Source organism: Microbulbifer hydrolyticus (assembly GCF_009931115.1).
Lineage (GTDB): Bacteria > Pseudomonadota > Gammaproteobacteria > Pseudomonadales > Cellvibrionaceae > Microbulbifer > Microbulbifer hydrolyticus.
Window position 1 is genome coordinate 2,734,623 of record NZ_CP047491.1, and the last position, 21,533, is coordinate 2,756,155.

Annotated in this window: 21 protein-coding genes and 1 riboswitch; of the genes, 16 read left to right on the plus strand and 5 right to left on the minus strand. The window is 58.8% G+C overall.

What is annotated here, in order from left to right; translation table 11 throughout:
• The first annotated feature begins 7 nt into the window (after positions 1-7).
• Positions 8-1,129: an acyl-CoA dehydrogenase family protein gene (locus GTQ55_RS11630; protein ID WP_161858886.1), complete on the plus strand. Its 1,122-nt coding sequence runs from the start codon at positions 8-10 to the stop codon at positions 1,127-1,129.
• Positions 1,130-1,206: 77 nt separating this feature from the next.
• Here GTQ55_RS11630 and pdxH read toward each other — a convergent pair whose 3' ends face one another.
• A complete protein-coding gene (gene pdxH / locus GTQ55_RS11635) occupies positions 1,207-1,845 on the minus strand; it encodes a pyridoxamine 5'-phosphate oxidase (RefSeq protein ID WP_161860133.1) in 639 nt (212 codons plus the stop codon).
• 249 nt (positions 1,846-2,094) lie between these two features.
• On the opposite strand from pdxH, the gene GTQ55_RS11640 reads away from it, so the two are divergent.
• The 5 genes from GTQ55_RS11640 (at position 2,095) to tdh (ending at position 8,272) form a co-directional block, all read left to right on the plus strand.
• Entirely contained in the window at positions 2,095-3,720 is a 1,626-nt protein-coding gene (locus tag GTQ55_RS11640; RefSeq protein WP_161858887.1) for a 5-guanidino-2-oxopentanoate decarboxylase, read from the plus strand.
• A gap of 100 nt (positions 3,721-3,820) precedes the next feature.
• Positions 3,821-5,251 (plus strand): aldehyde dehydrogenase family protein, encoded by a 1,431-nt coding sequence (locus tag GTQ55_RS11645; protein WP_161858888.1) that lies wholly within the window; start codon positions 3,821-3,823, stop codon positions 5,249-5,251.
• Between the two features lie 65 nt (positions 5,252-5,316).
• Positions 5,317-5,447, plus strand: a riboswitch (SAM-I-IV-variant riboswitch).
• An 83-nt stretch (positions 5,448-5,530) separates the two neighbouring features.
• Positions 5,531-5,746: a hypothetical protein gene (locus tag GTQ55_RS11650; RefSeq protein WP_161858889.1), complete on the plus strand. Its 216-nt coding sequence runs from the start codon at positions 5,531-5,533 to the stop codon at positions 5,744-5,746.
• Between the two features lie 294 nt (positions 5,747-6,040).
• Positions 6,041-7,240, plus strand: coding sequence for a glycine C-acetyltransferase (locus GTQ55_RS11655; protein WP_161858890.1), 1,200 nt, complete (start codon positions 6,041-6,043; stop codon positions 7,238-7,240).
• A 6-nt stretch (positions 7,241-7,246) separates the two neighbouring features.
• On the plus strand, positions 7,247-8,272 hold the full coding sequence (gene tdh, locus GTQ55_RS11660) for an L-threonine 3-dehydrogenase (protein WP_161858891.1): 1,026 nt from the start codon (positions 7,247-7,249) through the stop codon (positions 8,270-8,272).
• Positions 8,273-8,378: 106 nt separating this feature from the next.
• On the opposite strand, the gene GTQ55_RS11665 is transcribed toward tdh, so the two are convergent.
• On the minus strand, positions 8,379-9,377 hold the full coding sequence (locus GTQ55_RS11665; protein WP_161858892.1) for a phospholipase A: 999 nt from the start codon (positions 9,375-9,377) through the stop codon (positions 8,379-8,381).
• 383 nt (positions 9,378-9,760) lie between these two features.
• Between GTQ55_RS11665 and GTQ55_RS11670 the strand changes: the two genes are divergently transcribed.
• Together GTQ55_RS11670 and GTQ55_RS11675 are read left to right on the plus strand one after the other, a co-directional pair.
• Positions 9,761-10,651 carry a DUF2279 domain-containing protein gene (locus GTQ55_RS11670; protein WP_161858893.1) on the plus strand — a complete coding sequence of 297 codons (891 nt, stop codon included), beginning with the start codon at positions 9,761-9,763 and terminating at the stop codon, positions 10,649-10,651.
• 62 nt (positions 10,652-10,713) lie between these two features.
• A complete protein-coding gene (locus GTQ55_RS11675) occupies positions 10,714-10,872 on the plus strand; it encodes a hypothetical protein (RefSeq protein ID WP_161858894.1) in 159 nt (52 codons plus the stop codon).
• On the opposite strand, the gene GTQ55_RS11680 is transcribed toward GTQ55_RS11675, so the two are convergent.
• Both GTQ55_RS11680 and GTQ55_RS11685 read right to left on the minus strand, forming a co-directional pair.
• On the minus strand, positions 10,853-12,094 hold the full coding sequence (locus GTQ55_RS11680) for a cation:proton antiporter (RefSeq protein ID WP_161858895.1): 1,242 nt from the start codon (positions 12,092-12,094) through the stop codon (positions 10,853-10,855). The two genes, GTQ55_RS11675 and GTQ55_RS11680, sit on opposite strands and share 20 nt — an antisense overlap.
• 21 nt (positions 12,095-12,115) lie before the next feature.
• On the minus strand, positions 12,116-13,660 hold the full coding sequence (locus GTQ55_RS11685) for an FMN-binding glutamate synthase family protein (RefSeq protein ID WP_161858896.1): 1,545 nt from the start codon (positions 13,658-13,660) through the stop codon (positions 12,116-12,118).
• A gap of 133 nt (positions 13,661-13,793) precedes the next feature.
• Here GTQ55_RS11685 and GTQ55_RS11690 point away from each other — a divergent pair, with 133 nt between their 5' ends.
• Together GTQ55_RS11690 and GTQ55_RS11695 are read left to right on the plus strand one after the other, a co-directional pair.
• A complete protein-coding gene (locus GTQ55_RS11690) occupies positions 13,794-14,882 on the plus strand; it encodes a PA0069 family radical SAM protein (protein WP_161858897.1) in 1,089 nt (362 codons plus the stop codon).
• A 41-nt stretch (positions 14,883-14,923) separates the two neighbouring features.
• Positions 14,924-15,235: a GIY-YIG nuclease family protein gene (locus GTQ55_RS11695; RefSeq protein WP_161858898.1), complete on the plus strand. Its 312-nt coding sequence runs from the start codon at positions 14,924-14,926 to the stop codon at positions 15,233-15,235.
• Here GTQ55_RS11695 and GTQ55_RS11700 read toward each other — a convergent pair.
• A complete protein-coding gene (locus GTQ55_RS11700) occupies positions 15,208-15,903 on the minus strand; it encodes an SDR family oxidoreductase (RefSeq protein ID WP_161858899.1) in 696 nt (231 codons plus the stop codon). The genes GTQ55_RS11695 and GTQ55_RS11700 overlap by 28 nt on opposite strands.
• A gap of 57 nt (positions 15,904-15,960) precedes the next feature.
• Between GTQ55_RS11700 and GTQ55_RS11705 the strand changes: the two genes are divergently transcribed.
• From GTQ55_RS11705 to GTQ55_RS11730, 6 genes are all read left to right on the plus strand, one after another.
• On the plus strand, positions 15,961-16,281 hold the full coding sequence (locus GTQ55_RS11705; protein ID WP_161858900.1) for a DUF3301 domain-containing protein: 321 nt from the start codon (positions 15,961-15,963) through the stop codon (positions 16,279-16,281).
• A gap of 39 nt (positions 16,282-16,320) precedes the next feature.
• Positions 16,321-16,533 (plus strand): DUF1653 domain-containing protein, encoded by a 213-nt coding sequence (locus GTQ55_RS11710; RefSeq protein ID WP_161858901.1) that lies wholly within the window; start codon positions 16,321-16,323, stop codon positions 16,531-16,533.
• Between the two features lie 68 nt (positions 16,534-16,601).
• Positions 16,602-17,669: a saccharopine dehydrogenase family protein gene (locus tag GTQ55_RS11715; RefSeq protein ID WP_161858902.1), complete on the plus strand. Its 1,068-nt coding sequence runs from the start codon at positions 16,602-16,604 to the stop codon at positions 17,667-17,669.
• A gap of 173 nt (positions 17,670-17,842) precedes the next feature.
• Positions 17,843-18,370, plus strand: a complete 528-nt coding sequence (locus GTQ55_RS11720) for a phosphatase PAP2 family protein (RefSeq protein WP_161858903.1) — start codon at positions 17,843-17,845, stop codon at positions 18,368-18,370.
• Positions 18,371-18,409: 39 nt separating this feature from the next.
• Positions 18,410-19,555 (plus strand): MJ1255/VC2487 family glycosyltransferase, encoded by a 1,146-nt coding sequence (locus GTQ55_RS11725; RefSeq protein WP_161858904.1) that lies wholly within the window; start codon positions 18,410-18,412, stop codon positions 19,553-19,555.
• 149 nt (positions 19,556-19,704) lie between these two features.
• On the plus strand, positions 19,705-21,525 hold the full coding sequence (locus tag GTQ55_RS11730) for an acyl-CoA dehydrogenase (RefSeq protein ID WP_161858905.1): 1,821 nt from the start codon (positions 19,705-19,707) through the stop codon (positions 21,523-21,525).
• The last annotated feature ends 8 nt before the right edge of the window (positions 21,526-21,533 follow it).

Consider the following 21,533-nt stretch of genomic DNA (forward strand, 5'->3'; position numbering starts at 1 on the left):
AGCGTATATGGACTTTTCATTCAGTGAAGAACAGCAATTACTGCGCGACAGTGTCACCCGGTTTATCAGGCAGGATTACGCCTTTGAGACCCGCCAGAAAACCGTCACCAGCAGCGCGCCCTTCAACCGGGAATACTGGCAGACCTTTGCCGAACTGGGCTGGCTACTGGTGCCGTTTACCGAAGAGGATGGCGGTCTCGGTGGATCGGCCGTTGACCTGATGGTGGTGATGGAGGAGTTTGGCAAAGGCATGGTGGTTGAGCCCCTGCTTGCCAGCGCAATCCTCGCCGGCGGACTGATTGCAGAAACCGGCAGCGAGGCCCAGAAAAACGACTGGCTGCTTCCGCTGATGGAAGGGAACCTGCAGCTCGCATTCGCCTTTGCCGAGCCCCAGAGCCGCTTTGACCTTGGTAATGTAGCGACCACCGCGGAGCCGGACGGCGACAGTTTCCTCCTGCGCGGCCACAAAACCGTGGTACTGAACGGCGGCGCCGCGGATACCCTCGTGGTTTCCGTGTGTACCGATAGCCAAAGCGCCGACGGCATCAGCCTGGTTCTGGTGGATGCCAACGCCCCGGGCGTAACGCGCAACAGCTACAAAACCGTGGATGGCCACAACGCCGCCGAAGTCTATTTCGACAACGTCCGCGTACCCCGCGCAAACCTGCTCGGGGCCGAAGGGGAGGCCCTGCCGGCTGTCGAGAAAGTCATTGACCGCGCTACCGTTGCGATCTGTGCCGAGGCAGTGGGTGCGATGGAAAGCGCCCTTGAGAAAACCCTGGAGTACACCAAGACGCGCAAGCAGTTCGGTGTGTCTATTTCCACCTTTCAGGCCCTGCAACACCGTATGGCGGACATGTTCATCGAGTGCCAGCAGGCGCGCTCCATCCTGATGATGGCGGCCATGCAACTTGATGCGAGTAACGGCGTGGCACCCAAGGCGGTTTCTGCAGCCAAAAGCCGTATCGGCAAAGCCGCGCGCAAGGTAGGACAGGAAGCTGTACAGATTCACGGCGGCATTGGCGTCACCGATGAACTGGACGTTGCGCACCTGTTCAAGCGTCTGACCAGTATTCAGTACCTGTTCGGCAGTACTGACTACCACACCCAACGATTTATCAGTGCCTGAATCCACGCGGGTTGGCATACAGCGGAAATAAAAAAGCGGCCCCGTGGGGCCGCTTTTTTGAATGGCGGGAGGAGCCGCTATGGACTGAGGCGTTCCAGCTGCCACTCTCCACCTTCCAGAGCCCGGTATATAAAGCGGTCGTGTAACCGGGAAGCACGCCCCTGCCAGAATTCCACCGCGTGCGGCTCTACCCGGTACCCTCCCCAGAACTCCGGCCGCGGCACATCCTGGCCATCAAATTTCGCACGGAAGGATTCGAAATTGTCCTCGAGCACTTTCCGGGAAACGATCGCATCGCTCTGGTGGGATGCCCAGGCGGCAATCTGGCTGTCCCTCGGACGGATGCTGAAATACTCGTCTGCTTCCGCGTCGCTCACCTGCTCAACAGATCCGCGCACGATCACCTGGCGCTCGAGAAAATGCCATGGGAACAGCAGTGACACTTTGGGGTTGGCGGTGATGTCCCACGCCTTCTGGCTTTTCAGGTTGGTGTAAAAAACAAACCCGCGAGCATCAAAACCCTTGAGCAGCACGATGCGCTGTGAAGGCTGGCCCGACGCGTCCGCGGTGCTCAGGCACATCGCACTGGGGTCGGAAATTTCCGCCTTTACCACCTCCTCCAGCCAGGCGCCAAATTGCCCGATCGGATCGTCCGCCAGCTCGCTTCGCTGCAGGCCACCCTGCAGGTATTCCCGCCGCCACTTACCAATTTCCATCGCTGTCATATCCTTACCACTGTTTCAACAATTAAACCCTGGAACATCTGACCGCAAGTTTACGCAGTTGCGTGCCAATTCCCAATTTGCGCAATTTTCCCCGTCACAGGCTGTGACTACACTCAATTATCCAGCGTATTTCCCACCGGAAACGCAGACTCTGCGGACGCTTGCAGGGCAGTTTCGCGCCCGCTACGCTCCGTCGCAAATCTGATAACAACCCACAGCGAGTGAGTCGGGGTATCGCCCATGCAAACGGCAGAAAATCAAAATCCAAAGAACCCGTCCTGCGCCAGGGTGCTGATGCACCTGTTGCGCCAGTATGACGTCGACACTGTATTCGGTATCCCCGGTGTCCACACCATCGAACTGTACCGGGGCCTGCCAGGCAGTGGCTTGACCCATATCACGCCGCGCCACGAACAGGGCGCCGCGTTTATGGCCGACGGTTACGCACGCGCCAGTGGCAAACCCGGTGTGTGTTTTCTGATAACCGGCCCCGGGGTGACCAATGCCGCCACCGCCATGGCGCAGGCCTACTCCGACTCCATACCCATGCTGGTGATCAGCGCGGTAAACCGTCGCGAGGACCAGGGCATGGGGCGTGGCCACCTGCACGAGCTGCCCCGCCAGCAAGATGTGAGCCGCGCATTCTGTATCTGGCAACATGCGCTGACCAGCGCCGAGCAGCTGCCAGACGCCCTTGCCCGCGCATTTCAGGTAATGCGTGCAGGCCGGCCCGGGCCGGTGCATATCGAAATCCCCATCGACCTGTTCCCCGCGCCCATGCCCGGACAACTGGAAGATTACCGCGCCACACCGACCCCGAGCCTGCCGGCCCCCGGGGGTGACGCCATCAGCACCGCCAGCAAGTGGCTGGCCGCGGCCAAAAGCCCCGTCATCCTCTTGGGTGGCGGCGCCCAGCACTGCGGCGAGGCGGCCACCGCGCTCGCGGACAGACTCGCGGCACCGGTATTCGAGTCCCTCGCCGCAAAAGGTATCGTAGATGAACGCCATCCCCTTTGCGGTGGTGCCAACCTGAGCTTTGCGTGTGTCCGCGACCGGGTGGAATCCGCCGATGTGGTGATTGCCGTCGCCACCGAACTTGCGGAAACCGACCGCAACCTGGTCCGTGAAAATTACCACTTCAGTGGCAAGTTGATCCGCGTGGATATCGACCCGGCCCAGCTGGTGTGCAATGCCCGCCCGGATCTCGCCATCTGTGCCGATGCGGAGGCAACATTGACCGCGCTTTCGGCGGCCGTACCGGACGCCGGCGAGCCCCGTCGCCAGTCCAGCGCGGAGGAGGTGGAATCACTGCTGCGCGCCTGTCGCAGCGAGTGGTGGCCCGGTTCCGAGGGGCGCTTCCCCTGGGTGCAGGCACTGCGCGATGCGCTGCCCACCGATGGCGTACTGGTTACCGACTCCACCCAGCTGGCCTACAACACAAACCACGCATTGCCCCTGTACCAGCCCCGCAGCCACCTCACCTGCACCACCGGCTACGGCACTCTGGGTTTCGCCCTGCCCGCAGCCATCGGTGCTGCCCTCGCCAGCCCGCGCCCGGTGGTCGGGTTGATTGGCGACGGCGGTATCATGTTTACACTGGGCGAATTGGCCGCGGCGGTGGAACAGAAACTGTCACTGCCGATACTGGTCTGGAACAACAGCGGTTACGGCGAAATTCGCGATTTTATGGACGAGGCCGCGGTGGAGCAGGAGGGTGTAAACCTGCAGGCACCGGACTTTGTCGCCCTCGCCCGCGCCTTTGGCGCCGAGGGCTGCCGTATCACCCAGCCGGAGCAGCTGGGCAAAGCGATTGCCGATGCCTTTACCCGCAAGGGGCCGACACTGATCGAAATTACGGCTCCCTGACGGTCAACAGTACACAACAGAAATAGAACCTATTTTGCCGGCCGATACCGCTTTGCCGCATCATCGGCCCAGCCACAAATCACCATCGGAAATTAACGCAATGGATTTAACGCAACTCAAGACAAAGCAGCTGTACATCAATGGCGAATGGCGCGACTCCAAGGGTGGCAGCCTGCACCCGGTGATCAACCCCGCCACCGAGGAGCCCTTGTGCGACGTCATTCAGGGCACACTCGATGACGTGGACGACGCGGTGGCCGCCGCAAAAGCCGCATTCAAACAGTGGCGCCACAGCCGCGCCGCCAAGCGTCAGGCACTGATGCATGCCATTGCCGACGGCATGGAAGCGCGCAAGCAGGATCTGATCGACGCGGTATCCGCAGCCCTGGGTTGCCCGCCGCACATCACCGAGTGGTTACATGTCGACGGTCCCATCTACGCCATGCGCTACTACGCCGATCGCGCCGCCGTCATGGAACAAACCGAGCAGGCTGGCCACTCTGTAGTGCTGAAAGAGCCCGTGGGTGTGTGCGGTTTTATCACCCCGTGGAACTATCCCCTGCACCAGTTCGTCGGCAAGGTAGCGCCGGCACTGGCCGCCGGTTGCACCATGATCCAGAAACCCTCGGAGATCACACCGCTGCAGGATTACGTCATGGCGGAAATCATCGACGCCGCCGGCCTGCCCGCCGGCGTCTTCAACCTGGTGCCCGGCGCTGGCCCGATTGTGGGTGCCGCGCTTTCCAGCCACGTGGATATCGACATGGTGTCGTTTACCGGCTCCACCCGCGCGGGTATCGAAGTCGCCAAATGCGCAGCGCCCACGGTCAAGCGTGTGACCCAGGAACTGGGTGGCAAGTCGCCCCTGATCATCACTCCCGACGCCGATCTCGAAACCGCCGTGCGCTGGGGCTGTGAAGATGTATTCATCAACAGCGGGCAAACCTGCACCGCGCTCACCCGTATGCTGGTGCCCGCAGAGCGCTACGAGGAAGCGGTCGAAATTGCCAGGAAAGTGGCTGAAGAAGTTGCCATCGGCACCGGCGCAGACGACTTTATGGGCCCCCTCTCCTCCGCCCGCCAGCGCGATATCGTGCGCGGCTGCATCGACAAGGGCATTGCCGAAGGCGCGCGCCTGGTCACCGGCGGCAGCGACACTCCCGAAGGCTTCGCCCAGGGCTTCTACGTAAAACCCACCGTCTTCGCCGACGTCACCAACGACATGGCCATCGCCCGCGAAGAAATCTTCGGCCCGGTCACCTGCATGATCCCCTACAAGGACATGGACGAAGCCATCGCCATCGCCAACGACACAGAATACGGCCTCTCCAGCGGCGTGTGGGCGAAGGATGCCGAGGCCGCGATGCCCGTCGTGCGCCGCATCGAAGCCGGTCTTTGCTTCGTCAACGGCGGGGAATTCAATTACGACGCCCCGTTTGGCGGCATGAAGCGTTCCGGCAATGGACGCGAATTTGGTGCGGCCGGCCTGGACGAGTTTATTGAACTGAAATCCGTGCAACTGCCCGCATAAAATCCTGACGCGCCGCTGACATCGGCGGCGCTGTTGACTGCCCGTTCCGCCATCGCTATCTTTGCTCCCGACATCAAGAGAGTGGCTGACGCCAACGCCAACCTGCCTAACCGGGGCAAGGTGGTTTCTCTTCACGGAACGTACAATGTGCGGCCTGTGTAGAGGATGGGGCTCTCGCTGAACCGACTCGGTTCCAGCGTTGCAATCCTACCGGGATGCGATTTTTTACTGACGAATCGCCTCTTCCGCCGTCAGCCCTCCATAATTTTTGGAGGGAACATGTCCGAATTACAGCTATCCAGCACCGACGTTATCGAAATCCAGATTGCCCCACAGCGCAGCCGAACGGCCGTCCGGGCAGTCAAACGCAGTGATCGAGAACTGCTGTGGCAACTACTGTTCGACACAACGGAAGACGCGCTGGCCTTCGCTACCCACTGCCGCGCCAGCGACGCACCGGTCACTGCCCACAAGGCTTGTGAATTGGTGGGATAACCCAAATAGATGGGCCGAATGGGTAATCTCGTTATAAGAGAGAGCCCAACCTACACTTACGGCTGAATTTTCAACGTTGGTGAGTCAACGTTTTGAGCTTTACGCGAAGGTGTCGATACCGGGTGTTTCCTTGTGAGACCGTCTGCGGCCAGGACGGCCGCAGCCGAGCCCCCATGGATGGGTTTACGGCGTGTCTCACAAGGAAGCACCCGGTAGCGGCACCGCCACCAAAGCTGTTCATGCCTGCTTTAGTTTCCGATTGCCAAAAGCACTACAGGAGCCAATAACAACGCCATGTCCAAGCCCGAGCAATTTTTCCAGCACCTGCGTGATGAACTGAAACAGATTGAGGCCGACGGTCTCTACAAGCGCGAGCGCATCATCACCTCACAGCAGGCCGCCGAGATCCAGGTCAACAACGAAGACCAGGTCCTCAACTTCTGCGCCAACAACTACCTTGGGCTGGCCAACCACCCCGACCTGATCGAAGCCGCCAAAGAAGGCCTCGACCAGTACGGCTTTGGCATGGCTTCCGTACGCTTTATCTGCGGCACCCAGGATATTCACAAGGCACTGGAGTCCCGCCTCTCGGAATTCCTGCAGACCGAAGACACCATCCTTTACACCTCCTGTTTCGACGCCAACGGCGGCCTGTTCGAAACCCTGCTCGGGCCGGATGATGCGATCATCTCCGATGCCCTCAACCACGCCTCCATCATCGATGGCGTGCGCCTGTGTAAAGCCAAGCGCTTCCGCTATGCCAACAATGACCTGGCCGACCTTGAAGAGCAGCTGAAAGCGGCCGACGCCGCCGGAGCAAAAACCAAACTGATCGCCACCGACGGCGTTTTCTCCATGGACGGCGTCATCGCCGACCTCAAAGGCATCTGCGACCTGGCTGACAAGTACAATGCACTGGTCATGGTGGACGACTCCCACGCCGTTGGTTTCCTCGGCCAGCACGGCCGTGGCACCCACGAATACTGCGACGTGATCGAACGCGTCGATATCATCACCGGCACCCTCGGCAAGGCTCTCGGTGGCGCCTCCGGTGGTTTCACCTCCGGTCGTAAGGAAATCATCGACCTGCTGCGCCAGCGCTCGCGCCCCTACCTGTTTTCCAACTCCGTGGCCCCGGCCATCGTCACTGCCTCTCTGAAAGTGCTCGACATGCTGGTAGAGGGCGGCGAGCTGCGCGAGCAGCTGCAGGAGAATTCCGAGTATTTCCGCAAGCGCATGACCGAAGCGGGCTTCACCCTCGCCGGTGCCGACCACGCCATCATTCCGGTGATGATTGGCGACGCCGCACTGGCCCAGAAAATGGCCGACAAGATGCTGGAAAAAGGCATCTACGTGGTCGGCTTCTTCTATCCCGTCGTGCCCAAGGGGCAGGCCCGCATCCGCACACAGATGTCCGCCGCGCACACCCGTGAGCAGCTTGACCGCTGCATCGATGCGTTTATTGAAGTCGGTAAAGAACTCGAGATTATCTGAGCAGTTATGAAAGCATTATCCAAACTCAAGTCCGAGCCCGGCATCTGGATGACCGATGTCGAGGTTCCGGAGCCCGGCCACAACGACCTGCTGATCAAGATTCGCAAAACCGCGATCTGCGGCACCGACATGCACATATACAACTGGGACGAGTGGTCGCAAAAGACCATCCCGGTGCCCATGGTTGTGGGCCACGAATACGTGGGTGAAGTCGTCGGCATGGGCCAGGAAGTGGCCGGATTCAAAGTGGGCGATCGAGTGAGTGGTGAAGGCCATATCACCTGCGGCCACTGTCGCAACTGCCGCGCGGGCCGGCGCCACCTGTGCCGCAACACCTACGGTGTGGGCGTCGATCGCCAGGGCGCATTTGCCGAGTACCTGGTTATTCCAGCACTGAACGCGTTCAAGATTCCGGACAATATTTCCGATGAACTGGCCTCCATTTTCGACCCCTTCGGCAACGCAGTGCACACCGCGCTTTCGTTTGACCTGGTTGGCGAAGATGTACTGATCACCGGAGCCGGCCCCATCGGCATCATGGCCGCGGCAGTGGCCCGCCACGTCGGTGCGCGCCATGTGGTGATTACGGATATCAACGATTACCGACTGGAGCTGGCTAAGAAAATGGGCGCGACGCGCACCGTGAATGTCAGCAAGGAAAAGCTACCCGATGTTATGAAAGATATCGGTATGACCGAGGGCTTTGATGTGGGCCTGGAGATGTCCGGTGTCGCCGTGGCTTTCCGGGACATGCTCTCTGCAATGAACCACGGTGGCAAGATCGCCATGCTCGGCATTCCACCGGGCGAGATGGCCATCGACTGGAGCCAGGTCATTTTCAAAGGCCTGATCCTGAAGGGCATTTACGGGCGGGAGATGTTCGAGACCTGGTACAAAATGGCCAGCCTGATTCAGTCCGGTCTGGACCTGTCCCCGATTATTACCCATCAGTTCTCTGTGGACGAGTTCCAGGCAGGCTTCGATACCATGGGGTCTGGAGAATCGGGCAAGGTTATTCTTAACTGGCAGTAACCCCTTCAAGCCGGGCGGTGGTATACCCCCGGCTTTTATTTCTCCCCCCCGGTTTGAGCCTGTATGCACAAGTCGCATGCCGCCACAAAAGAGCTGAATCGGGCCACTAAAAAAATCCCGGTGCCAATTCAAACCCGACTCCCAGGGTTCGCACACGCACCGAATAGTCGATAAGGCTTTCACCATAGCCATCAAAGTATTTTACGAACCCGCGTACCCGATTGGAGATAGGGAACTTCCAGCGCAACTCTACCGCACCATAGTTCTCTGAACTCAGGTTATTACGCAATTTAATTGATGAGCTGTACCCTCCTGAGCGATACCCCCCGGAGAGTTCAAAGTTTCCAAAGTGCGCATCTAAATCCGGCCCCCTGCCCGCATTGGAGTCTGCCGATAGACGGTACCAAGGCTTGAGACCGACAAAATAGCCGCCCTTTTCAAACGTGACATCCACGAATATACGATTCCAGCCTCTCGAGTAGGCTCCGCTGCGGCCATTCGACTGGTGGCTGATGCCAGCTTGTGAAACAACGCTTTGAAAACCGAATACTTGCCAGTCACTGGCCCGGGTCGCCAAAAGTTCCACTTCGTGGTTGGTTTCCCTGAACGGGCCCGATCTAGCATAGGCCTGCCAGAAACTTCGATTGGTGTAAGCGAAACTGAGAAATGAGTCTTCGCCCCAAATACCACTCCAGATTGGCACCTGAAGCGACAGCTGAAACTGCACTTCCGCAGGATAAACCTGCTCCATCCCATAACGGCTTTCTGTCACCCACATCTGTTCAGACAGATCCCGATAAGCTATCGGCAAAACGTAATTTTCTTTATGGGAAGCCAGGGAAAACGGATTCTCTACGGCATCGCGGACTGCCTGGATACGATCACTTACAAAAGGCCTTGTAGCCCGATGATTCTCTGATGCATCGTCGTTCTGCAAACCGACTGACGCCGGCCCCGACAATTGCGCGTCATCCGGTTGCGGAACTTCAGATTCTGCACTCGCGTATCCGGCCGCCATCGACTGCGAAACAGGCCCCACGCCGAGCAAAGTAAACGAAAATATCTGCAGTAATAAAGCCGAACATTTTCGCCAATCACAGGCCATACGACTCACTCCCTGAGAGTAATTGCTGAACTAGCTTAGTCCGGGGAGGTCATGCCTGCTCATTGATCAATCAAACAGGCGAAACGAATTGGTCGAAAAACACGATCACTTTTGCACACACGTTAAATACTCTGTCATGAACAGATTCGTTATCACTCAACTCAACCTTTATATCCGTGGGGCCTGTGGGCTAGCATATTGATCAATCCGAAATGCACCGCCGTAAAACAGCAGTTGTTTGATTGCACTTTATTTGATGATCCTGTATTTTCCCGCCCGGAAAGCTATAGCCGCCAGATGAGCCACCGAGAGGCTCGAAGTAGCAAATGTCCTGCTCCTTCCAGGCGCTGTAGAAGTCCCCGTCCCTCGCTGGAATACCCCTAATGCAAATCTTTGCGTCCCTGCGCTGCTATGTCCTCATACTGCCATTCATTTGGTCCAGCGCTGTTCTTTCCGAGTCCATCAACTGGGAAGACGCCAAAAAGTCAATTTTTGATGCCAGATATGAAATCGGCGCTGTCGCCGGTGGCATCACCTATCTTGGCGTGAAGGAGTGGAACTGGGGAAGCGCGTCGTTCAAATTTAACGACGAAGGATGGTTTGGCATGGATACAGGCAGTGGCGGCATGGACAAGCTTGGCCACATGTACTCCTCTTACCTGATTGCGGAGGCAATTGGAAATGGCCTGTCCAGAAACAATGATGCAGATTTCTCAGCCACCTACAGCGCCCTCTGGGCCAGCAGCCTGATGCTGTATGTTGAAGTCTTCGACGGCTACTCCGCTGACCACGGCTTCTCTTACGAAGACGTGATATTCAATTCCACAGGAATTGCGTTTTCGTATTTGAGAACCCGTAACCCCAAACTCAAGGACCTGCTCGACTATCGCCTTGACTACCGCCCCTCCAGGGGTATGAAAGGCTTTCACCCGGTAACCGATTACAGCGGCATGCGCTACTTACTTGCAGTAAAAGCGGCAGGGGTACCCTCGTTGCGCGATACGCCGCTCAAGTACGTGGAATTGAATCTTGGTTATATGGCGCAAGGTTTCAAAACATCCGATGCACCCTATTTTCCAGAGCGAAAAACCGAACTTTTCGTAGGAATCAGCTTCAACCTGGACGAACTGTTGTTCAAGCCCTTTTCTGAAAACCTGGGAAGGGTCGGAAAATATGCGTCTACGGTATCCCACTACTACCAGCCCCGGGGGACCTATACTAAAACAAGCCTGGATAAGCGACGTGCCTGCGTAACGGCAAGCTGCCCTCTCTAGCCCAAAGCAAGCGCCAGCATTCCCTGAAAGCGTCAACCTCCCCTGCAACAGGAGCAAGATCAATGCTCAGAGTTATCGGTGTACTTGTATTCGCCCTGATTCTTCTCGGCCTCGCGGGTCACCTGTTCTACCAGCGCAAAAGCGAGAATGAAACCAGCCACACTGAGGCAGCCTGGATGCACCACCTGGCATTTAACGAATTCAAGACTCCAGTTTGCTGATCAATCGCGTACTCGTGGTGCCCTGCACCAGCAGAGAAAACAACACCACACCGAATACCATTGACTGCACCGTCCACCAGTAAGGCAACTCGGTGGGCAGCGAAAGCACCAGGGCGACAGCAATAACCCCGCGCAAACCACCCCAACTCAGAATCAAGCGCCAGCCCTGTGGAATCGGTGGCCCCACAAAACGGGCCAGCGGCGACACCATGAATACGGCCAGCGCCCGCGCCCCGATTGCCGCCACGATTGCGACAATCATCGCCAGCCATTGATTTGCAAACATCTCGAAAGTAATCACCAATCCCATGATTACAAAGATCAGCGCATTGAACAGCAATCCCAGCCATTCCCAGGTAGGCGCCGCATGGGCCAGATACGTGTCCTGCTGCTCCCGCAGGCACGCGCGGGCAACGATTGCACACAGCATAACGGCAATAATACCGGACACGCCGACCACATGTTCCGCCAGGTAAAAAGTGCCAAACGCCGCCAGCACCAAAACCATCAATGCTGCACCGGCCGAGCGTAAATACAGGATTACGATCGCCGTGACCAGACCACAGATGGTGCCTACCCCAAGCCCGCCAAAAAACAGCGCCGAAAAATACACCGCAAAATTGCCTGCACCGGTCACCGTTTCGCCGGTGGCCACGGAGCCTTCCACCACACTGTGCGTTGCGATGCCCAGCACAAATGAAAAAAGCACAATGGCTACCGCGTCATTGAACAGGCTCTCGCCCTCGATCAGCGTCAGTAGCTCTTCACTGGCGTGACTCTGGCGCATTCGCACAACAATCGATACCGGGTCCGTCGCTACCAGAATGGCTCCAGTGAGAAATGCGGCAAGCCAGGGAAAACCGGAGGGGTGATAAATACCGTAGTAAATCAGTGCAGCGGTGATCACTGCGCAGATCAGTGCACCGATGGTGGCGAGTAATAAAATCGGCCCCAGCCAGCGGAACAGAATATCTGGATCAATCCTCCAAGCGGATTCAAAAATCAGTACGGGCAGGATGACGAAAAACACCAGCTGATGCAGGTTCTCCGCGCGCAGTCCCGTATCGTAATCAATCACCGGCAACAGCATGCCGGCAAGCACCCCGGCGATCAGGCAGCCGAGCGTATTATCCCGCTTCAGCAGCCGGGCGATGCCCAGACCGACTACGGCAGCCAAAGCCATATACAGGCCCTGACCTACAAGAGTGATCACCCCTTCCATGGTTTGCTCCCGCTGCCTGGTTTACTGTGCGCCGCGATCCGACGCGATCACGGATTTCGGAGCCACCGCCGGTACAAGCTCAGACAATGGCACCGGCATACCGCGCTCATTGATCACTTCCACATGGGAACGCTGCAACATCCGTGGCTCCGGCACGCCACAGGAGTGCGCAATGGTACCCACTTCGTATTCCATATTGTGTGCGTAATGGTAGACCCGCTCCGCTTTATCCATGGGGTCCAGGCCCTGCTGCAGGTCCGGGTTGTGGGTGGTAACACCAGTGGGGCAGGTATTTTTGTTGCACTGCATCGCCTGGATACACCCCAGGGCAAACATAAAACCCCGCCCGCAGTTCACGAAGTCGGCGCCCATGGCCAGTGCCCAGGCCACCATTGAGGGCGTGAGCAATTTGCCCGCGCAAATAATTTTGATACGTTCACGCAATCCGTACTGGGAAAGCAGGTCGACCACCAGCGGCAGGCTGCGGTTAATCGGCAGGCCCATATAATCCATCAGGCTCTGGGGGGCTGCACCGCTGCCGCCATCGGCGCTGTCGATGGTGATGAAGTCCGGGGCGGATTCCGGGCCACGCTGCAGGATCGCTTCACACAGGTCATGTAACCAGTCGCTGCTGCCAATCACACACTTGAAGCCAGTAGGCTTGCCGGTGACCTCGCGGATGCGGTTGATCATATCCAGCAGACCGTCCACGTCACTGAACTCCGGGTGCCCGTTGGGGCTGATGGAGTCCATCCCCACTGGAATTCCACGCACATGGGCAATTTCCGGCGTGACCTTGATGCCCGGCAGGATGCCACCTTTGCCCGGCTTGGCGCCCTGGGACAGCTTCAGCTCGAACATTTTCACCTGCTCGTGTGCCGCCACCGTCTTCAGTTTGTCGTCAGAGAGCAAACCGTCCTCGTCCCGTACCCCGTACTTGGCAGTGCCAATCTGAAATACGATGTCACAACCGCCGGAGAGGTGGTGGGAGGACAGGCCGCCCTCCCCCGTGTTTAGCCAGATACCGGCCTTGGCGGCCCCTCTGGAAAGCGCCGTTACCGCAGGTACCGAAAGCGCGCCAAAGCTCATCCCGGAAATATTGAAAATGGAACGGGTGGTATAGGGCCTGCGGGCCACACCTTCGCCGACAGTCACTTCCCGCGGCGGCACTGCGTTCTTGGCCAGGGTGGGAAAGGGGTGATTGAGGAACAGGATATCGCCAGGCTGATTCAGTGGCCGGGTGGACCCAAAAGCAACGGTGGAATCGACGTTCTTGGCGGCGCGGTAAACCCAGCTGCGCTGGGCACGGTTGAACGGCATCTCTTCCCGGTCCAGAGTGAAAAAGTACTGGCGGAAGAACTCACCCAGATGCTCAAACTGATAGCGGAAACGGCCCAGCACGGGAAAGTTGCGCCGGATGGCCTGCTTGGTCTGGCTCACGTCAGACAGGTACAGGTACACCACGTAGAGTACGAACACCACCAGCCCGAAGGCAAACAGCATCGCGAACGCCTGCAATATATTGACCGCAAAATCATGAATAGCGGCAACAGCCTGAAGATCCATTCCCTTTTCCCTGCTCTGAATATGTTTGCGCGCAAACCAATACTATCTGGTCATTGTATGTGCTAGCAGCCGGCCTTGCACAGCCCCGGCTGCAGCAATAAACTGTACAAATATACAGCCTGCAGAGACAGCCGTGGCCAACGAGTCCCCAACCAACCAGTCCCGGGCCCACAAGGGCCGCGGTGCCGTCAGTAATCTGGCGGGCCGCTTTGTCGATCAGGTCAGCACCCGCAAGAGCGATGGCTGGCAGTTGGAGCCGGAGGCTCTGGAGCGGATTCACACCACCGCCACCGAAGAAAAGGCCAGGACCATCATTGCCACCAATTCTTCACCGGACCTGCCTTTCAGCCAATCCATCAATCCCTACCGCGGTTGCGAACACGGCTGTATCTACTGCTATGCACGCCCCGCCCACGCCTATATGGACCTGTCGCCGGGACTGGATTTCGAAACCCGCCTGTTTTTCAAACCCAACGCCGCTGAGTTGCTGGAGCAGGCACTGCGCAAAACCAGCTACCGGTGCAGCCCCATCGCTCTCGGGACCAATACCGACCCCTACCAGCCGCTGGAAAAAGACAAACAGATCACCCGGCAGATACTCCAGACCCTGCAGCGCTACCAGCACCCGGTCACCATCGTCACCAAGGGCCAGCTGATTTTGCGCGACCTGCCGCTTCTGGCGGAAATGGCCCAGGATAACCTCGCGCATGTGGCCATCAGTGTGACCACCCTCGACAACGACCTGAAACGCAGGCTGGAACCGCGCACCGCGGGCCCGGCTGCACGCCTGCGAACGATCGAGGCTCTCGCGAATGCCGGCGTCCCCACCGCTGTGATGGCCGCGCCAGTCATTCCCGCACTGAACGATTGCGAGCTGGAAAAAATTCTCGAGAGCGCCCAGAGTGCCGGGGCCATCCACGCCGCCTATATCCTGTTGCGGCTGCCGTTCGAGGTGGCGCCGCTGTTCCGGCAGTGGCTACATGAGCACTACCCGGAGCGCGCAACCCATGTAATGAGCATCGTGCAGCAAAGCCGCGGCGGCAGGGACTACCAGAGTGAATTCAGCCAGCGTCAGCGCGGCACCGGCGTGTTTGCACAGTTGCTGCAGCAGCGCTTTCGCGTAACCTGTCGCAAGCTTGGTCTCAATGAGCGCAAGCTGAACCTGGATTGCAGCCGCTTTTTGCGGCCGCCCCAATCCGGCGATCAGCACACGCTTTTTTGACCCGACCTTTTTTATCGAGACGTTTAACTTGGTACCCTGTTTTGTCTGGCTGGTTTGTTTATCTGATTCGCACCAACAAAGGCACCCTGTATACCGGGGTTACCCGGAATGTGGCACGACGCTTTGAAGAACACGATAGCGGTGGCCCCAGGGCGGCCAAGGCCCTGCGCGGGCGCGGGCCGCTGGAGCTCGCCTTCCAGTGCGCCATGCGCAGTAAATCCGACGCACTAAAACTGGAAGTGGAGATCAAGCGCTGGCCCAAGCGCAGAAAAGAGCAACTGATCGCAACCGGGCCGGCGTTTCTTGTGGAATACCTGGGGCCGGACTACCAGGGAATGCTTGAACCGTCGTAATTGTAGAAGTGACCGCTGTTTTCGGCGCTCGCCTTCAGTAATAACTGCTTCAGACCCGCCACGCTCTCCTCCGCAGAGATCAACGCATTGGGGCCGCCCATATCGGTTTGCACCCAGCCGGGGTGCAGCGCCAGTACCTTGATGCCCTGATCGGCGAGGTCGATGGAGAGGCTTTTTACCACCTGGTTTACCGCGGTCTTGGAGGAACGGTAGATATAGCCACCGCCGGAGTCGTTGTCGTCGATACTACCCACTTTGCTGCTGAGAATTCCGACAACCTTGCGTGCACCAGCGGCCAGTTGCGGATAAAACGTCTCCACCAGTTTGTAGGGCGCGATCGTGTTCGCTTCCAGCACCTTGCGCCACTCTTCTACGTCCACGTTCCCCAGGGCAACGCCTTTCGGGCCATAGTAGCCGGCATTGCTGAGCAGGATATCCAGCGGGCGCCCCTTCAGGTCACTGGCCAACTCCGCCATCTGCTCGTAGTCGGTGACGTCCAGGCTGTGGATTTCAATGTTTTGGTTGGCTGCGGCCAGCTCACCAAGCTCCCAGGCAGCCGAAGGGTTGCGACAGGTGGCGATCACATGCCAGCCGTCTTCGGCAAACTGTCGGGTCATTTCAAGGCCGATACCGCGATTGCAGCCGGTGATGAGAATCGTGCCGGGCATAGTCCCTCCTCTGGTGGTATTCTTGCGCCATCAGATGATAGTGCAATCAAATAACGTATGTATTACTCCCTCGGCGACCTTTTCTGGATATTCCTGTTGGGGCTGGCCGCCTGGTATTTCTGGGCTGGTATGGCTGCCAAAGAACGGGTACGACGTATCGTAAAGCGGCATTGTGCGGATACCGGTGTGCAACTGCTGGATGATACCGTCATGCTTGTCCGCACCCGCGTGAGGCGAGACCGCAGCGGGCAGGTGCGCCTGCAACGCAAATACGAATTTGAATTCACCTCGACCGGGGAGCGCCGCTACAGCGGAATCGCGGTACTGCACGGGCAGCGTGTCAGCCAGATACAGCTCTCCCCCTTCCACATGAGCTGAACCCTCCCCGCGACAGCCAATACCGATGAGCGCAACACTATGCAGAAAGGCATCTACCGCCACTACAAGGGTAACCTTTACCATTTGATGGATATCGCCACTCACAGTGAGACCGGGGAACAATTGGCGATTTACCGGGCTCTGTATGATGACTATGGCGTGTGGGCGCGCCCCCTGGCCATGTTTGCAGAAACCGTGGAGAGGGATGGCCAGACAATCCCGCGCTTCGCCCTGGAAAAAGCCCTGGACTGACCGGCTACCGGATGCCGAATTTTACGAAAAAATACGACCCTCAAGGTCGAACACAATAAGGATACTCGGTGAACAACAAGCAGATCCTGATTTACGGCGCCTATGGCTATACCGGCGAACTGATTGCGCGCCAGGCAGTGGCTCAGGGCCTGAAGCCTATCCTGTCTGGCCGCAGCGCCGCCAAACTGCAGCCACTGGCCAATGAGCTCGGGCTGCCCGCCATTGCCGTAAGCCTCGATGACAAAGAAACGCTGGTGCGCACCCTCCAGGGTGTGGCGGCAGTCATTCATTGCGCCGGCCCTTTCTCCGCGACTGCAGAACCGATGATGCATGCCTGTATTGCCAGCGGTGCCCACTACCAGGACATTACCGGTGAGATGGCCGTCTACCAGCAGGCTCATGCACTGGACGCGGAGGCCCGCGCCGCCGGCGTGGTGCTCTGCCCCGGCACAGGCTTTGACGTGATCCCCACCGACTGCCTGGCCGCCGCCCTGCACAAGACCATGACCAGTGCCACGCACCTGACCCTGGGCTTTGATTCCGACTCGGGTTTCAGCCCTGGAACGGCCAAAACCTCCATCGAGAGCCTCGGCGTAGGCAGCGCGGTGAGACGCAACGGCAAGATTGAGGTGACCCCACACGCGGAACTGACCCGCAAGATCAATTTTGGCCGCGGAGAGAAGTTCGCGGTGGCAATCCCCTGGGGAGATGTAGCCACGGCGTACTACACCACCGAGATTCCCAATATCGAGGTGTACATCCCCATGAGCCCGCGGCGCGCAAAGAAAATGCAGCGGATGAATGCATTCCGCTGGCTATTGGGCATGCAGTGGGTACAGAACTGGCTCAAGGGCAAAGTGGAAAAAACCGTGCGTGGCCCCTCGGAAAACCAGCGTGCAGAACAGAAGACCTGGGTCTGGGGTGAAGTGCGCAACGACCGGCGCGGTGAACGTCGCGTGGGCCGGGTAGTTACCGCCAACGGCTACGATGTGACGGTGCACGGCTCTCTGGCGGTTGTACAGCACCTGCTGGGCTACCATGGCGAAGGCGGCTACTTCACGCCCTCCAGACTGTGCGGCGCCGAACTGGTCGAAAAGCTGCCCGGTTCCGGTTCCATCGAAATCGGCATCGACTAACACGCCACAGAAATGCCCGTATCCGCGGCGAAGTCCTGCCACAGCAGTTCGCCGCGTCTCTCCGCGCCATCATCCCGAGAACCCATACCCGCCAATCAAGCCGGAAATCAGGTTTCACAGACCTGACATAATTTGTTCAATTCCACGCAACAAATGCTTCGTACTTTTAACGCATGCGAAGCTTACCTGTCACTCTGAAAACGGTCGATGTCTCCCTGGTCCTGCGCATGGCGCAACGGGCCACGCGGCCAGCCTTGCGCAGGAACTACCTGCTGCTGTCACGATCTGCGGATGGCTGGCTCTACCTGCTGTCGCCCCTGCTGGTCGGGCTGGCCAACACCGGTGCCGCGCTACCGTTCCTCTATACTTGCAGCGCCGCCTACGCGATAGAGCGCTCGCTGTACTGGACCATCAAGAACACCATCCGACGCAACCGCCCCCCGGAAGCCATTCCGGGCTTGCGCGCGGTCATCGTGGCGAATGACCGCTTCAGTCTGCCGTCTGGCCACACATCCGGCGCCTTCCTGTTCGTCACCATACTGAGTCTTTGCCTGAACCCGTTGTGGGCGTTCGGCTACTTCTGGGCTGCAGGCGTTGGCACATCCCGGGTGGGGCTCGGCGTTCACTTTCCCAGCGATGTCTGCGCTGGCGCACTCCTCGGCACCTGTGTGGGCTTCGCGGTCTGCGGCGCGCTGCTGTAAACGCGCGTATTTATCCGTCAGCTCAACCGGAGAAGCACTTTGAAAATACTTTACGGCGTTCAGGGTACCGGCAACGGCCACCTTTCCCGCGCACGGGCCATGGCCGAGGCATTCCGCCAGTTCCCCGAGCTGGACGTCCAGTGGCTGTTCAGCGGCCGTTCGCCGGAAAAATTCTTCGCCATGGAGGCGTTTGGTGATTACTGGTGGCGCGAGGGCCTGACCTTCGTGCCCAAGGAAGGAAAGGTCGACCAGATCGCCACCGCCCGGCAGCTCAATCTGTCACGCCTGCTCAAAGATATCCGTGACCTGCCGGTTCAGCAGTTCGACCTGGTGATCAGCGATTTTGAGCCGGTTACCGCCTGGGCTGCAAGAAACCGCAAGCGACCGAGTCTCGGCCTCGGGCACCAGTACGCGTTTCGCTTTCCCATTCCCACCCCTGCGTTCGGCTGGATGGCGCGCGCGATCATGAAGGTCTTTGCCCCGGCGCAGGTCAGCCTGGGGATGCATTGGTATCACTTTGGCCACCCGATCCTGCCCCCCATTGCCCAGGCACACGAGGAACCGGCGGTCGACGGCAGGGACGTGGGGGACCATGTGCTGGTATACCTGCCGTTTGAGAATCATCTGCCGCTACTGCAACAGCTGGCACAGCTGCCACAGAAGTTCGTTGTGTACGGCCTGCCCACGCACCTCCCGAAAGCCGACCACATCACCCTGAAAGCCCCCTCTGTAAAAGGCTTCCGCCACGATGTCGCCACCGCGCAGGGGGTTATCTGCAACAGTGGCTTTGAACTGATCGCGGAAACCCTCACTCTCGGCAAGCCGATCCTGACCCGCCCGTTGAAAGGTCAGTTTGAACAGGAAGCCAATGCGCTGGCGCTGAAAGAACTGCAATTGGCCCGGGTCGTCGAGCAATTCGACGCGATCACCATCGGCCACTGGCTGCAGGAGAAACCCGGGGGAGTGCGTATCGGCTGGCCGGATGTGGCCGGGGCGATCGTCCACTGGATAGCCAAAGGGCAGCGCACCAGCCCTCAGGAGCTTGCCGACAGTCTGTGGGAAGCGGTTATTCCCGGCAGCGCCGCTACCGCACCACTCACCAGAAATACCCCAGCCACACAGCAGGTGGAGGGCATCGAGGAGCAAGGCAAGATACAGGATATCGAGGGCAGCGAAGGCACCTGAATCCAGTCCGCACGCCCGCGCGAGCCGCCCGCAGACGAGTGGATGCTGCTAAGGCCAGCAGCCATTACCTGAAATGTCATTGCCGCCGTTACGCTCAGTCCCTACTCTGGCCCGATCGATCATAAAAAATGGCCCAGGGTGTAGTGACCATGACCGAGCAGCTGCTGAAAGACCGGGATATAGAATTTCTGCTGTACGAATTTCTCGACACCGAGGCGCTGTTACAGCGCCCCCGCTACAGTGAGCACTCCCGCGAGGTATTCAATGCGACCCTGGCAACGGCCAGGACCATCGCCGACAAATATTTCGCCGATCATTACACCAAGGGCGATGCCAACGAACCTTCGTTCGACGGTGAAAAAGTCACCCTGATTGAAGAAACACAGGCCGCGTGGCATGCCTTTGCCGAGGCCGGTTTCCTCGCCGCCCCCTACGATTTCGATGAAGGGGGGCTGCAACTGCCAGAGGTGATCCTGCGTTGCGCCATGGCCTATATCAATGCCGCCAACGTGGGCTCCGCGGCCTATCCGTTCCTGACCCTCGGTGCCGCCAACCTGGTGCGCAGTTTCGCCAGTGAGACCCTGCGCGAGACCTACCTGCCCCCGATGATGGACGGCCGCTATGCCGGGACCATGGCGCTGACGGAGCCGGACCAGGGCTCCGCCCTCGCCGACATCCGCACCACCGCCACCCCCGCGGCGGATGGAAGCTACCGGCTGCGCGGCCAGAAAATGTTTATCTCCGGTGGCGATCAGTCGATCACGGAAAACATCGTGCATATGGTGCTGGCGCGTATCAAGGACGCCCCTCCCGGGGTAAAGGGGATTTCCCTGTTCCTGGTTCCCAAATTTCTACCCGCACGTGATGGCCAGCCCGCCACCCGCAATGACGTAAAGCTCGCCGGCCTGCTGCACAAAATGGGCTACCGCAACACCACATCCACGGTACTGAACTTTGGCGAAGACGGGGGTGAAGATGGTGGTGCGATTGGCTACCTTGTAGGAGAGCCACACCAGGGGCTGTTCTACATGTTCCAGATGATGAATGAAGCCAGGATCGGGGTTGGCAGCGGAGCCGCAGTGCTCGGGTACCGGGGCTACCAGCACGCCCTGCAGTACGCCAAAGAGCGCCCACAGGGCCGCCTGCCCTCCAACCGGGACCCACACTCCAAACAGTTGCCGATCATCCAGCACGCTGATGTCCGGCGAATGCTGCTGATGCAGAAAAGCTATGTGGAAGGCGGCCTGGCGCTATGCCTGTATGCGTCCTCCCTGGTCGAGGACGCCCACAGCGGAAACTCGGAACTCGAGCGACAGAACGCCTCAGAGCTGCTCGACCTGCTCACCCCCGTCGTAAAATCCTGGCCCTCAAAATACTGTCTCAAGGCCAACGACCTGGCGATCCAGGTGCTTGGCGGCTCCGGCTATATCCGCGAGTATCCACTGGAGCAGCTGTATCGGGACAACCGCCTGAATCCGATCCACGAGGGCACCGAAGGTATTCAGGCAATGGACTTGCTCGGGCGCAAGGTGCCTGCCAAGGGCATGGCCGGTTACCAGATTCTGGCGAAGGAAATACATAAAACACTTTCTGCCTGCACCGGGAACGACACGCTGCAACCGCTGGTGGAGGGGCTCAGAGATGCCCTGAACCAGTTGAACGGCGTATCGGAAAACCTGTTGCTGCAGATGTCGGCGGATGCGGATCGGGGACTGGCTAATGCGAGCCTTTACCTGGATGTATTCGGTCGGGTGGTGGTGAGCTGGATCTGGTTGCGCCAGGCAGCCATCGCACAGGAAAAGTTGACTGGCGACGCAAACCTGCCTCGGGAAGATATGGATTTCTACCGCGGAAAATTACAGGCCGCGCGTTTTTATATCGAGTGGGAATTGCCGGAAATCACCCCACAAATCGCGCTACTGGAATCCGGCAACAGTGTGACGTTCGATATGCAGGGTGACTGGTTTTAACAAAATCC